Here is a 13,800-nt window from a genome sequence, read left to right on the forward strand (position 1 = left end):
CGTTCTGTTGGTTCTTTTCGGATGGTTTCTCGTCCGAGACCAGCGACCAGTCTAGGTCACTCGCCGCGGGTCTTCTTCACGATCTCCTCGGCCACCGACTTCGGGACCTCGGCGTAGGAGTCGAACTCCATCGAGAAGCTGGCGCGACCCTGGGTCTTGGACCGCAGGTCGCCGACGTAGCCGAACATCTCCGAGAGCGGGACGAGACCACGGACGACCTTGGCGCCGCTGATGTCCTCCATGCCCTGGATCTGGCCACGACGAGAGTTGATGTCACCGATGACGTCGCCCATGTAGTCCTCGGGCGTGCGCACCTCGACGGCCATCATCGGCTCGAGGAGCACGGGGTCGGCCTTGCGGACGGCCTCCTTGAGCGCCATCGAGCCGGCGATCTTGAACGCCATCTCCGAGGAGTCGACGTCGTGGTAGGCACCGTCGACGAGGGTCGCCTTGATCCCGACGAGCGGGTAGCCGGCCAGGGTGCCGTACTGCATGGCGTCCTGGATGCCGTGGTCGACCGACGGGATGTACTCGCGCGGCACGCGACCACCGGTGACGGCGTTGACGAACTCGTAGAGCTCGCCGTCGGCGGTGTCGAGCGGCTCGAGCGTGATCTGGATCTTGGCGAACTGGCCGGACCCGCCGGTCTGCTTCTTGTGCGTGTAGTCGAACTTCTCGACCGAGCGACGAATGGTCTCCCGGTAGGCGACCTGCGGCTTGCCGACGTTGGCCTCGACCTTGAACTCGCGGCGCATGCGGTCCACGAGGATGTCGAGGTGGAGCTCGCCCATGCCGGCGATGATCGTCTGGCCGGTCTCCTCGTCGAGGGACACCTGGAAGGTCGGGTCCTCTTCGGCGAGCTTCTGGATCGCGGTGCCGAGCTTCTCCTGGTCACCCTTGGTCTTGGGCTCGATGGCGACCTGGATGACGGGCTCCGGGAAGGTCATCGACTCGAGGACGACCGGCTTGTTGATGTCGGCCAGGGTGTCACCGGTGGTGGTGCCCTTGAGGCCGATGGCGGCATAGATATGGCCCGCCAGCGCCTCGTCGACCGGGTTCTCCTTGTTGGCGTGCATCTGGAAGAGCTTCCCGATGCGCTCCTTCTTGAGCTTGGTCGAGTTGATGACCTGGGTGCCCGAGGCGACCCGGCCCGAGTAGACCCGGATGAAGGTCAGCGTGCCGAAGAACGGGTGCGCAGCCACCTTGAAGGCCAGAGCCGAGAACGGCTCGTCGACCGACGGCTTGCGCTCGATGTGCTCGTCCTCGTTGCCCGGGGCGTGCCCCTTCATGGCGGGCACGTCGAGCGGGCTCGGCAGGTAGGCGACGACGGCGTCGAGCATCGGCTGGACGCCACGGTTCTTGAAGGCCGAGCCACACAGGACCGGGTAGAGCGTGGACGTGATCGTCAGCTGGCGGATGCCGGCCTTGAGCTCGTCAACGGTCAGCTCACCCTCCTCGAGGTACTTCTCCATCAGCTCGTCCGAGGACTCGGCGACGCGCTCCACCAGGTGGTGGTGGTACTCGTCGGCACGGTCCTTGAGCTCCGCCGGGATCTCGCGGACCTCGTACTTGGCGCCCATGGTGACGTCACCCTTGGCGTCGCCCTCCCAGACCAGCGCGCGCATCTCGACCAGGTCGATGACCCCGACGAAGTCGGACTCGGCACCGATCGGGAGCTGCAGCACCAGCGGCTCGGCGCCGAGGCGGTCCTTGATGGTGTCCACGGTGAAGTAGAAGTCGGCACCGAGCTTGTCCATCTTGTTGACGAAGCAGATGCGCGGGACGTCGTACTTGTCGGCCTGGCGCCACACCGTCTCGGACTGCGGCTCCACACCCTCCTTGCCGTCGAAGACGGCAACGGCGCCGTCGAGGACGCGCAGCGAGCGCTCGACCTCGACCGTGAAGTCGACGTGTCCGGGAGTGTCGATGATGTTGATCTGGTGGTTGTCCCAGAAGCTGGTGACGGCGGCGGACGTGATGGTGATGCCGCGCTCCTTCTCCTGCTCCATCCAGTCGGTCGTCGAGGCACCGTCGTGCGTCTCGCCCATCTTCCGGTTGACACCGGTGTAGAAGAGCACGCGCTCGGTCGTCGTCGTCTTGCCGGCGTCGATGTGCGCCATGATGCCGATGTTCCGAACCTTGGTGAGGTCGGTCAGGACGTCCTGTGCCACTGCTTTTCGCTCTCGTTCGCTTTGTGTGGTGCGTGGGTTGTTCGTGGGCCGGTCCCCCGGTCGGTATGCCGCGCGCTCGGGCGAGCGCCGCGGCATACCGACCGTCGGGTCACCAGCGGTAGTGCGCGAAGGCCTTGTTGGACTCGGCCATCTTGTGGGTGTCCTCGCGACGCTTGACTGCGGCGCCGAGGCCGTTGCTCGCGTCGAGGATCTCGTTCATGAGGCGCTCGGTCATCGTCTTCTCACGACGTTGCCGGCTGTAGCCGACCAGCCAGCGCAGCGACAGGGTCGTGGCGCGGTTGGGCTTGACCTCGACGGGGACCTGGTAGGTAGCACCGCCGACGCGACGGGACTTGACCTCGAGCGTCGGCTTGATGTTGTCGAGCGCGCGCTTGAGGGTCGCGACCGGGTCGGTGCCGGTCTTGTCGCGGCAGCCCTCGAGAGCGCCGTAGACGATGCCCTCGGCGATCGACTTCTTGCCGTCGAGGAGGATCTTGTTGACCAACTGGGTCACCAGCGGGGACTGGTAGACGGGGTCGATGACGAGTGGCCGCTTCGGAGCGGGTCCCTTGCGAGGCATCAGCCCTTCACCTTCTTCGCGCCGTAACGGCTGCGTGCCTGCTTGCGGTTCTTGACACCCTGGGTGTCGAGGGCGCCGCGGATGATCTTGTAGCGGACACCGGGGAGGTCCTTCACACGACCGCCACGCACGAGCACGATCGAGTGCTCCTGGAGGTTGTGGCCCTCACCGGGGATGTAAGCGGTGACCTCGATCTGGGAGGTCAGCTTGACGCGCGCGACCTTGCGCAGCGCGGAGTTCGGCTTCTTGGGGGTGGTGGTGTACACGCGCGTGCACACGCCACGGCGCTGCGGAGAGCCCTTGAGGGCAGGGGTGGAGACCTTCGTGGTCTTGTCCTGCCGGCCCTTGCGCACCAGCTGGTTGATGGTGGGCAACCTGGTTCCTTTGCTTCTGGTCTGTGGCCACGGCGGGTGCCGTTGCCTCCTTGTCGTGCCTCGGGCTCGACCCCCGCGCTCGGGAGTGTCGCCGTCGGTGCTCCCCCCTGCACTCCCCGCTCCGTCGCACACCGCACGCGGTGTCGTGAAGGATGGGGCGCCCGGCGAGAGGTGGGCGCGTCGTGCGCTTCGGGACCGCCCTTCCGGGGTGGCGCCGTCCTGCGCGACTCGAATGTCCGGACCTGGCCAGACACGGTGTTCCATGCTACCGGCCCGCGCTCCCCCACCCAAATCGGCGGCGCCTGCACGGCGTAGGCGCACAATGTGCTCGTGGCCCCTGCCCCCAGTCCGCGCCGCCGCTGGCCTCGTCGTCTCGCCGCGCTCCTCGCCGCCTTTGTGGTGCTGAACCTGGTCGCCCTGGTCGGGGCGTCCTGGTACTACTCCGACCGCATCGAGTCCGATGCCCTGCGGGCGGTCCCGGGAGCCTGGGACCGCCCCTTCACCGTCAGCGCCGTCGACCCGGCCGCCGGCACCATCAGCCTGTCCCCGGTCGCGGGATCGCCGGGCCTGGCCTGGCAGGAACGTGACCTCACCGGCATCGCCATGGTCGAGGGCCTGCACTGGGAGGGCGGCTTCGCGCTCAGCCAAGGCACCGACTCCGACCCCGGGCCGTCCGTGCTGCGCCAGGCCCGGCTCACCGAGGGCACCTGGCCGGCTGTGGGCGCGCCGATCGGCGCCCACACCTTCGCGCACCCCCATGGCATCACGACACCGTGGCAGCAGGTCACCTTCCCCGGCCCCGAGGGGCCACTGGAGGCAGCCTTCCAGCCGGGCACCGGAGCCACCTGGCTCGTCGCGGCCCACGGCAAGGGCGCCGAGCCCAACGAGTTCAGCCGGATGGCGCCGGTTGCCGTCGGGCTCGGCATGCCCACCCTCGCGATTCGCTACCGCGGCGACGTCGACTCACCGCCGGCCGACAAAGGTCGGGTCGGCTTCGGGAGCACCGAGTGGCCCGACCTCGACGCGGCGGTTCGGTATGCCGTGGCGCACGGTGCCGAGCACGTGGTCCTGATGGGCGCGAGCATGGGCGGAGCAATCGTCGCGTCCTACCTGCGCCATGCCAAGGACACCTCGGTGGTCACGGCCGTGGTCCTGGACTCGCCCGCGCTCAGTCTGCAGCGGACCGTGGAGTGGGGGGCTGCGCAGATTGCCTTCCCCGGGGGCCTCAGCCTGCCGGCGCCGGTCACCTGGGGCGCCGAGCGCCTGACGTCCTGGCGCTTCGGCCTCGACTGGCACGCCACCGACTACGTCTCGGACACCCGCTGGGCCGACCGCCCCACACTGGTCTTCCACGGCGACGCGGACACCACGGTGCCGATCGCGACCAGCCGTGAGTTCGCAGCGGCCGATCCCCAGGTGAGGCTCATCGAGACGCCCGGCGCGGAGCACGTCGCCTCGTGGAACGTCGACCCGAGGCGCTACGAGAACGCGTTGCGCGAATTCCTTGCCCCTTTTGCCTCAACGAGTTGACCCGTCGCCCCACGAAACCCAACTTCTGCGTGACGCGGAAGATGGGTGCACGAAGGGGTTAGTCCACGAGGCGCTCGAAGGCCGCGGCATACCGGAACGGACCGGCGAGCCCCGCGGACCAGGTCGCGAGCGGCCGCGCCTGGAAGTAGGCATCACCCCACGGCCCAGGTGACTCGATCCCCAACGTCGAGGCGGGGACGAAACCGAAGCGGGAGTAGTACTTCGGGTCGCCGAGGAGGACGACGACCGGTTCGCCGGTCACCTCCGCCGCCGCCAGGGCGGCCTCCATGAGCGCGGACCCTACGCCTCGCCGCTGGTGATCGGGCGCCACGCTGATCGGGCCCAACCCGACACTTGGCCGACCCGCCAGGGTGCCCCGACTGCACGTCACCTGACCGACGATCTCACCGTCGACCTCGGCGACCAGCGTCAGCTCAGCGATGACGTCACTGTCTTCGCGCAGCCAGTCGACCAGGACGGACTCGACGGACCGGTCCGCCCCCCGCGGGCGCTCGAAGGCCGAGTCGATCAGGGCGAGGACCGCCGCGGCGTCCTGCAACTCTTCGGGGCGGATGGTCACCGCACTCGGCGTGGGCGGGTTGGTCACGTCGGCGATTCTCCCCTCCCCGCCTGCGTCCGACAACGCCACAGGCCCCCAGCGTCCGCGTTTTCCGCTGGCCTGGCAGCGGAAAACGCGGACGCAACGCTTCGGGGGAACGACGACGGCGGGGTATGCCGGGCGGCTGGCGCCGCGGCATACCCCGCCGTTGTCGTTGGGCTCAGAACCGGTCGAGACCGAGCTCCGCGTCGTCGAGGCGGATCGCCTCGCCGCTGCCGGCGCCGAAGGTGCCGTAACCGTAGTCGTCGTAGGTCGGAAGCGTGTACATCGCGGCCTTCGCCTCCTCGGTCGGCTCGACGTTGACGTTGCGGTAGCGCATCAGGCCGGTGCCGGCCGGGATGAGCTTGCCCAGGATGACGTTCTCCTTGAGCCCGCGCAGCGGGTCCGAGCGGCCCTCCATCGCGGCCTCGGTGAGGACGCGGGTGGTCTCCTGGAAGGAGGCCGCGGAGAGCCAGCTGTCGGTCGCGAGCGAGGCCTTGGTGATGCCCATGAGTTCCGGACGACCGGCCGCGGGCTTGCCACCCTCGGCGACCGTGCGACGGTTCTCGGCCTCGAACTGACCACGCTCGACGAGCCGGCCCGGCAGCAGATCCGCGTCGCCGGACTCGAGGATCGTGATCCGGCGGAGCATCTGCCGGACGATGACCTCGATGTGCTTGTCGTGGATCGACACACCCTGCTGTCGGTAGACCGCCTGCACCTGGTCGACCAAGTGCATCTGGGTGGCGCGCGGGCCGAGGATGCGGAGCACGTTCTTCGGGTCGATGTTGCCGACCGTCAGCGGGCTTCCGGCCTCGACGTGCTGGCCGTCCTGGACGAGCAGGCGCGCACGCTTGCTCACCGGGTAGGCGTGCTGCTCGCCACCGTCGTCGGGCACGAGCAGGATGCGTCGGCCCTTGTCGCTCTCCTCGATGGTGACCCGGCCGCTCGCCTCGGCGATCGGCGCAACACCCTTGGGGGTGCGGGCCTCGAAGAGCTCCACGACACGCGGCAGACCCTGGGTGATGTCGTCACCGGCCACACCACCGGTGTGGAAGGTACGCATCGTCAGCTGCGTGCCGGGCTCACCGATCGACTGGGCCGCGATGATGCCGACGGCCTCGCCGATGTCGACCAGCTTGCCGGTCGCGAGGGAGCGGCCGTAGCACTTGGCGCAGGTGCCGACGTGGCTGTCGCAGGTCAGGACCGAGCGGACCTTGACCGAGTCAACGCCCGCCGCGAAGAGCGCGCCGATGACCACGTCACCGAGGTCGATGCCGGCCTCGGCGAGCACGTCGCCGTCCTTGCCGGCGACGTCCTCAGCCAGCGTCCGGGCGTAGACGGAGGTCTCGACGTCGTCGTGGACCATCCGCTCACCGGTGCGCTCGTTGACCGCCGCGATCGGCATGGCCAGACCCCGCTCGGTGCCACAGTCGTCCTCACGGATGATGACGTCCTGGGACACGTCGACAAGGCGTCGGGTCAGGTAACCCGAGTCGGCGGTCCGCAGCGCGGTATCGGCCAGACCCTTTCGCGACCCGTGGGTCGAGATGAAGAACTCGAGCACCGACAGGCCCTCGCGGAAGTTCGCGCGGATCGGTCGGGGGATGATCTCGCCCTTCGGGTTGGACACCAGTCCTCGCATACCGGCGATCTGGCGCAACTGCATCCAGTTACCACGAGCACCCGAGGAGACCATCCGGAAGATCGTGTTCGTCTTCGGGAGGTTGGCCTCCATCTCCTTGGCGACCATGTTGGTGGCTTGGGTCCAGATCTCGATGAGCTCCTGACGGCGCTCCTCGTCGGTGATCAGACCACGCTCGAACTGGGTCTGGACCTTGGTTGCCTTGGTCTCGTAGTCCTCGAGGATCTCGAGCTTCTTCGGCGGGGTGACGACATCGGAGATGGCCACCGTGGTGCCCGACCGGGTCGCCCAGTGGAAGCCGTACTCCTTGAGCGCGTCGAGGCTCGCGGCGACCTGCACCTTGCTGTAACGCTCGGCGAGGTCGTTGACGATCGTCGACAGGCGCTTCTTGTCGACCTGGTCGTTGACGTAGGGGTAGTCCTCGGGGAGCGTCTCGTTGAAGAGGGCGCGACCCAGGGTGGTCTCCACCAGCCAGGTGTCGACGAACCCGGCCTCGTTGGCGTCGACACCCTCCGGCAGCTCGACGAGCGGCGTCGGGACGAGGTGGCGCAGGCGGATCCGGACGATCGAGCCGAGTTGGATCTCGCCGGCGTCAAAGGCCATCCGGGCCTCGGCGACCGAGCCGAAGACCCGACCGGCACCCTTGCCGTCCTCCACCTCGGAGGTGAGGTGGTAGAGGCCGATGATCATGTCCTGGGTGGGCATGGTCACCGGACGACCGTCGGCCGGCTTGAGGATGTTGTTGCTCGACAGCATGAGGATGCGGGCCTCGGCCTGCGCCTCCGCGGAGAGCGGCACGTGGACGGCCATCTGGTCACCGTCGAAGTCGGCGTTGAAGGCCGTGCAGACGAGCGGGTGGATCTGGATGGCCTTGCCCTCGACGAGCTGTGGCTCGAAGGCCTGGATGCCCAGGCGGTGCAGGGTCGGTGCGCGGTTGAGCAGCACGGGGTGCTCGGTGATGACCTCTTCGAGGACGTCCCACACCACCGAACGATGACGCTCGACCATGCGCTTGGCCGACTTGATGTTCTGCGCGTGGTCGAGGTCGACCAGGCGCTTCATCACGAACGGCTTGAAGAGCTCGAGGGCCATCTGCTTGGGCAGGCCGCACTGGTGCAGCTTGAGCTGCGGGCCGACGACGATGACCGAACGGCCGGAGTAGTCGACGCGCTTGCCGAGCAGGTTCTGGCGGAATCGGCCCTGCTTGCCCTTGAGCATGTCGGACAACGACTTCAGGGGCCGGTTGCCGGGGCCCGTCACGGGGCGACCACGACGACCGTTGTCGAACAACGAGTCCACGGCCTCCTGGAGCATCCGCTTCTCGTTGTTGACGATGATCTCCGGCGCGCCGAGGTCGAGCAGTCGCTTGAGGCGGTTGTTGCGGTTGATGACACGGCGGTAGAGGTCGTTGAGGTCCGAGGTCGCGAAACGGCCACCGTCGAGCTGCACCATCGGGCGCAGGTCCGGCGGGATGACCGGGATCGCGTCCAGAACCATGCCGGCCGGCTGGTTCGTGGTCGTCTGGAAAGCCGAGACGACCTTGAGGCGCTTGAGGGCCCGCGTCTTCCGCTGGCCCTTGCCGTTGGCGATCGTGTCGCGCAGCGACTCGGCCTCGGCCTCGAGGTCGAAGGTCTCCAGTCGCTTCTGGATCGCAGCGGCACCCATGCCACCCTCGAAGTAGAGACCGAAACGGTCCCGCATCTCGCGGTAGAGGATCTCGTCGCCCTCGAGGTCTTGGACCTTGAGGTTCTTGAAGCGGTCCCAGACCTGCTCGAGGCGCTCGATCTGGCCGTCCGCACGCTTGCGGATCTGGTTCATCTCGCGGTCGGCACCGTCACGCACCTTGCGCTTGGCGTCGGCCTTGGCACCCTCGGCCTCGAGGGCCGCGAGGTCCTCTTCCTGCTTCTTGGCGCGCGTCTCGATCTCGGAGTCGCGACGGTTCTCGATCTCCTTCTTCTCGACCTGGATCTGCGCCTCGAGCGAGGGCAGGTCGGCGTGCCGCTGCTCCTCGTCGACGCTGGTGATCATGTAGGCGGCGAAGTAGATGACCTTCTCGAGGTCCTTCGGCGCGAGGTCGAGCAGGTAACCGAGGCGGCTCGGGACACCCTTGAAGTACCAGATGTGGGTGACCGGGGCGGCGAGCTCGATGTGGCCCATCCGCTCGCGACGGACGGCCGCACGGGTCACCTCGACGCCACAGCGCTCACAGATGATGCCCTTGAAGCGGACCCGCTTGTACTTACCGCAGGCGCACTCCCAGTCCCGGGTGGGGCCGAAGATCTTCTCGCAGAAGAGGCCGTCCTTCTCGGGCTTGAGGGTGCGGTAGTTGATCGTCTCCGGCTTCTTGACCTCGCCATGGGACCAGGTGCGGATGTCCTCCGCGGTGGCCAGGCCGATCCGAAGCTCGTCGAAGAAGTTGACGTCCAGCACGTGGTGCTTCCTTTTCGTCGTTTCTTGCCAGTTGAGTCTGTGGTGTTCGTTGTCGTGCGGTGGTCCGGTATGCCGCGGGGCTCGCTCTCGTGGCGACCTCACGGCATACCGGGGAACACCTCAGACCTCTTCGACCGAGGACGGCTCGCGCCGGCTCAGGTCGATGCCGAGTTCCTCCGCAGCGCGGAAGACGTCGTCCTCGGCCTCGCGCATCTCGATCGTCTGGCCATCGCTGGACAGGACCTCGACGTTGAGGCAGAGGGACTGCATCTCCTTGATGAGGACCTTGAAGGACTCGGGGATGCCGGGCTCGGGGATGTTGTCGCCCTTGACGATCGCCTCGTAGACCTTGACGCGACCGTTCACGTCGTCGGACTTGATCGTCAGGAGCTCCTGGAGCGAGTAGGCCGCGCCGTACGCCTCGAGGGCCCAGACCTCCATCTCACCGAAGCGCTGGCCACCGAACTGGGCCTTACCGCCGAGCGGCTGCTGGGTGATCATCGAGTAGGGACCGGTGCTGCGCGCGTGGATCTTGTCGTCCACGAGGTGGTGCAGCTTGAGGATGTACATGTAGCCGACCGACACCGGGTCCGGGTAGGGCTCACCCGAGCGACCGTCGAACAGGCGGGCCTTGCCCGAACCGTCGATGAGGCGCACACCGTCGCGGGTCTCGCGAGTGCTGTCGAGCAGGCCGATGATCTCCTCCTCGCGCGCACCGTCGAAGACCGGCGAGGCGACACGGGTGCCGGGCTCGACATCGCGGGCCTCGTCGGAGAGGTTCTTGGCCCACTCCGGGTTGCCCGCGATCTCCCACCCACGGCTGGCCGCCCAGCCCAGGTGCAGCTCGAGGATCTGACCGATGTTCATTCGGCCGGGGACACCGAGCGGGTTGAGCACGACGTCGACCGGCGTGCCGTCCTCGAGGAAGGGCATGTCCTCGACCGGGAGGATCTTGGAGATGACGCCCTTGTTGCCGTGACGACCGGCGAGCTTGTCACCGTCGGTGATCTTGCGCTTGTTCGCGACGTAGACGCGGACCAACTGGTTGACGCCCGGGGGCAGCTCGTCGTCGTTGTCCTTGTCGAAGACCTTCACGCCGATGACCGTGCCGGTCTCGCCGTGCGGCACCTTGAGGGAGGTGTCGCGGACCTCGCGCGCCTTCTCACCGAAGATCGCGCGCAGCAGGCGCTCCTCGGGGGTCAGCTCGGTCTCACCCTTGGGAGTGACCTTGCCGACGAGCAGGTCGCCGTCGCGGACCTCGGCACCGATGCGGATGATGCCGCGCTCGTCGAGGTCGGCGAGGACCTCGTCGGAGACGTTCGGGATGTCCCGGGTGATCTCCTCGGGGCCGAGCTTGGTGTCACGGGCGTCGACCTCGTGCTCCTCGATGTGGATCGAGGAGAGGACGTCGTCCTGGACGAGGCGCTGCGACAGGATGATCGCGTCCTCGTAGTTGTGGCCCTCCCACGGCATGAAGGCCACGAGCAGGTTGCGACCCAGGGCCATCTCGCCACCGTCGGTCGCGGGACCGTCGGCGATGAGGGCACCGGCCTCCAGGCGGTCGCCCTCGGAGACGACGACGCGCTGGTTGTAGCTGTTGCCCTGGTTTGAGCGGGTGAACTTGTTGATCTTGTACGTCTTGTAGGTGCCGTCGTCGTGCGCGACGGTCACCAGGTCCGCTGAGACCTCGGTCACGGCGCCGGCCTTCTCGGCCACGACGACGTCACCGGAGTCGACCGCGGCGCGGAACTCCATGCCGGTGCCGACGAGGGGGGCCTCGGAGCGGACGAGCGGGACGGCCTGACGCTGCATGTTCGAGCCCATGAGCGCACGGTTGGCGTCATCGTGCTCGAGGAAGGGGATCAGCGCGGTGGCCGCGGACACCATCTGGCGGGCGGAGACGTCGATGTAGTCGACATCCTCGGCCGGGACGTACTCGACCTCGCCACCCTTGACACGCACCAGGACGCGCTCGTGCGCGAACTTCTTGCCGTCCTCGGTGAGGGTCGCGTTCGCCTGGGCGATGACGTGACGGTCCTCCTCGTCGGCCGACAGGTAGTGGATGTCGTCGGTGATCCGACCCTTGGTCACCTTGCGGTAGGGGGTCTCGATGAAACCGAACGGGTTGATTCGTCCGTAGGACGCGAGCGAGCCGATCAGGCCGATGTTCGGGCCTTCCGGGGTCTCGATCGGGCACATGCGGCCGTAGTGGCTCGGGTGAACGTCACGGACCTCCATGCCGGCGCGGTCACGGGAGAGACCACCTGGACCGAGCGCGGACAGGCGCCGCTTGTGGGTCAGGCCCGACAGCGGGTTGTTCTGGTCCATGAACTGCGAGAGCTGGCTGGTCCCGAAGAACTCCTTGATCGCCGCCACGACGGGACGGATGTTGATCAGGGTCTGCGGCGTGATCGCCTCGACGTCCTGGGTCGTCATCCGCTCACGCACGACGCGCTCCATCCGGGACAGGCCGGTGCGGACCTGGTTCTGGATGAGCTCGCCGACGTTGCGCAGGCGACGGTTGCCGAAGTGGTCGATGTCGTCGGTCTCGACCGGGATCTCGACGTCCTCACCCTTGCTGCGCCCGGGCAGGGTGGCCTGCTCGGCGTGGAGGGCGACGATGTACTTGATCGTGGAGACGATGTCGTCGATCGACAGGGTCGAGGCCGACGGGTCGCCCTCGATGCCGAGCTTCTTGTTGATCTTGTAGCGACCGACCTTGGCCAGGTCGTAGCGCTTGCCGTTGAAGTAGAGGTTGTCGAGCAGGGTCTGCGCGGCCTCCTTGGTCGGCGGCTCGCCCGGACGCAGCTTGCGGTAGATGTCGAGCAGGGCGGCGTCCTGGTCCTGGACGTTGTCCTTCTCGAGCGTCAGCCGCATCGACTCGTAGTCGCCGAACTCCTCGAGGATCTGGGCCTCGGTCCAGCCGAGCGCCTTGAGGAGCACGGTGACCGACTGCTTCCGCTTGCGGTCGACGCGGACGCCGACCATGTCGCGCTTGTCGATCTCGAACTCGAGCCAGGCGCCGCGGCTCGGGATGACCTTGGCGGTGAAGATGTCCTTGTCGGACGTCTTGTCGGCGGTGCGCTCGAAGTAGACGCCCGGGCTGCGGACGAGCTGCGAGACGACGACGCGCTCGGTGCCATTGATGATGAAGGTGCCGCGCTCGGTCATGAGCGGGAAGTCGCCCATGAAGACCGTCTGGCTCTTGATCTCACCGGTCATGTTGTTCATGAACTCGGCGGTGACGAACAGGGGCGCGGAGTAGGTCTGGTCGCGCTCCTTGCAGTCGTCGATGGAGTACTTCATCTCCTCGAAGCGGTGGTCGCGGAAGGACAGCGACATCGACCCGCCGAAGTCCTCGATCGGGGAGATCTCCTCGAAGATCTCCTCCAGACCGGAACGGTCGGGGACGTCGGTCCGACCCTCGGCCTTCGCCTCGGCGACGCGGGCCTGCCAGCGCTCGTTGCCGAGGAGCCAGTCGAAGCTCTCGGTCTGGAGGGCGAGCAGGTCCGGCACCTCGAGGGGCTCACGGATCTTCGCGAAGGACAGGCGGCCCGAAGCCGTCCGTCCGGAAACAGTTGTCTGGGACGCGGTGCGCGCAGCCAAGGATGGGTCCTTCCACTGGCCTGGTGACTTCAGGTGGCGGCGCCGACCATTCCTGCTCCCGCTGCGGGCGGACCGATCGTCAGGCACGACGAAGGGCCACTCACCGCACAGGGGGTCAGGAAGAAAGTAGGCGCAAGGGACAACCATAGCAAAGAAGGCACGCGAAGCCAACCCCGTCAATCTCGCGCCCGGCGAGTGGGGCCTACCGCGTCACACCTGGAACCCACAAGGTCCGTTCAGCGCAAGCCCCCACATGGTGAACGCCCGGTGGCCGTCACGTCAAGGGATGCCGCCGGCCGGGCGTGGCGGACACCACGCCCACCCGGCGCGGGCGACGGACCATGACGCGGCCGGTCCGCCCGTGGGCCCTCGCTCCACCACCCGACGGCCGCCCGGTCGAATGGCGATGGCAGGACGGCCACTCCCCTGCCGCACAACGGTATTCGCCACGGTTGGCGACTCCTCCACGCCCTCGACGTGCGGCCCAACGCCGACGTGGGGCGGATCCGATTGGATCCGCCCCACGTCGTGTGGTGCTGGTGCCCCGCGCTCACGCGCGGGCCGGGCTCACTTGAGCTCGACGCTGGCGCCGGCCTCCTCGAGCTGAGCCTTGGCCTTCTCGGCGGTGGCCTTGTCGACCTTCTCCAGGACGGGCTTGGGGGCGCCGTCGACGAGGTCCTTGGCCTCCTTGAGACCCAGGGAGGTGAGCGCACGGACCTCCTTGATGACGGCGATCTTCTTCTCGCCGGCCGCGGTGAGAACGACGTCGAACTCGTCCTTCTCCTCCTCGGCGGCAGCGTCGCCGCCACCGGCGCCGGCGCCCGGGGCCGCCGCAACGGCGACGGGGGCAGCGGCGGTCACGCCGA

Annotated in this window: 8 protein-coding genes; 1 reads left to right on the top strand and 7 read right to left on the bottom strand. The window is 67.7% G+C overall.

What is annotated here, in order from left to right; translation table 11 throughout:
• Positions 1–56: 56 nt before the first annotated feature.
• The 3 genes from fusA to rpsL form a co-directional block, all read right to left on the bottom strand.
• Positions 57–2,171, bottom strand: a complete 2,115-nt coding sequence (gene fusA, locus BN10_RS08780) for an elongation factor G (RefSeq protein WP_010850888.1) — start codon at positions 2,169–2,171, stop codon at positions 57–59.
• A gap of 109 nt (positions 2,172–2,280) precedes the next feature.
• Positions 2,281–2,751, bottom strand: coding sequence for a 30S ribosomal protein S7 (rpsG, locus tag BN10_RS08785; protein ID WP_010850889.1), 471 nt, complete (start codon positions 2,749–2,751; stop codon positions 2,281–2,283).
• The gene (gene rpsL, locus BN10_RS08790) at positions 2,751–3,125 is read right to left on the bottom strand and encodes a 30S ribosomal protein S12 (protein ID WP_010850890.1); all 375 of its coding nucleotides are present in this window, start codon (positions 3,123–3,125) and stop codon (positions 2,751–2,753) included. Before rpsL ends, rpsG begins: the two co-directional genes overlap by 1 nt.
• Before the next feature lie 330 nt (positions 3,126–3,455).
• Between rpsL and BN10_RS15745 the strand changes: the two genes are divergently transcribed.
• Entirely contained in the window at positions 3,456–4,655 is a 1,200-nt protein-coding gene (locus BN10_RS15745) for an alpha/beta hydrolase (RefSeq protein ID WP_051369659.1), read from the top strand.
• Positions 4,656–4,713: 58 nt separating this feature from the next.
• Here BN10_RS15745 and BN10_RS08800 read toward each other — a convergent pair whose 3' ends face one another.
• The 4 genes from BN10_RS08800 to rplL all read right to left on the bottom strand — a co-directional run.
• Entirely contained in the window at positions 4,714–5,262 is a 549-nt protein-coding gene (locus tag BN10_RS08800; protein WP_233354293.1) for a GNAT family N-acetyltransferase, read from the bottom strand.
• A gap of 172 nt (positions 5,263–5,434) precedes the next feature.
• Complete coding sequence (locus BN10_RS08805; protein WP_010850893.1) at positions 5,435–9,328, bottom strand: DNA-directed RNA polymerase subunit beta'; 3,894 nt, start codon at positions 9,326–9,328, stop codon at positions 5,435–5,437.
• Between the two features lie 120 nt (positions 9,329–9,448).
• Complete coding sequence (gene rpoB, locus BN10_RS08810) at positions 9,449–12,934, bottom strand: DNA-directed RNA polymerase subunit beta (protein WP_010850894.1); 3,486 nt, start codon at positions 12,932–12,934, stop codon at positions 9,449–9,451.
• Between the two features lie 567 nt (positions 12,935–13,501).
• Positions 13,502–13,800, bottom strand: a 299-nt coding sequence (rplL, locus tag BN10_RS08815; RefSeq protein ID WP_084311003.1) for a 50S ribosomal protein L7/L12, incomplete at its 5' end; no start/stop codon positions are given.

The sequence above is a fragment of the Phycicoccus elongatus Lp2 genome (genome assembly GCF_000367525.1).
Lineage (GTDB): Bacteria > Actinomycetota > Actinomycetes > Actinomycetales > Dermatophilaceae > Phycicoccus_A > Phycicoccus_A elongatus.

Excerpts from the sequence above, each read along its gene's own strand:
- rpsG (WP_010850889.1), bottom strand. The coding sequence starts at position 2,751 with ATGCCTCGCAAGGGACCCGCTCCGAAGCGGCCACTCGTCATCGACCCC.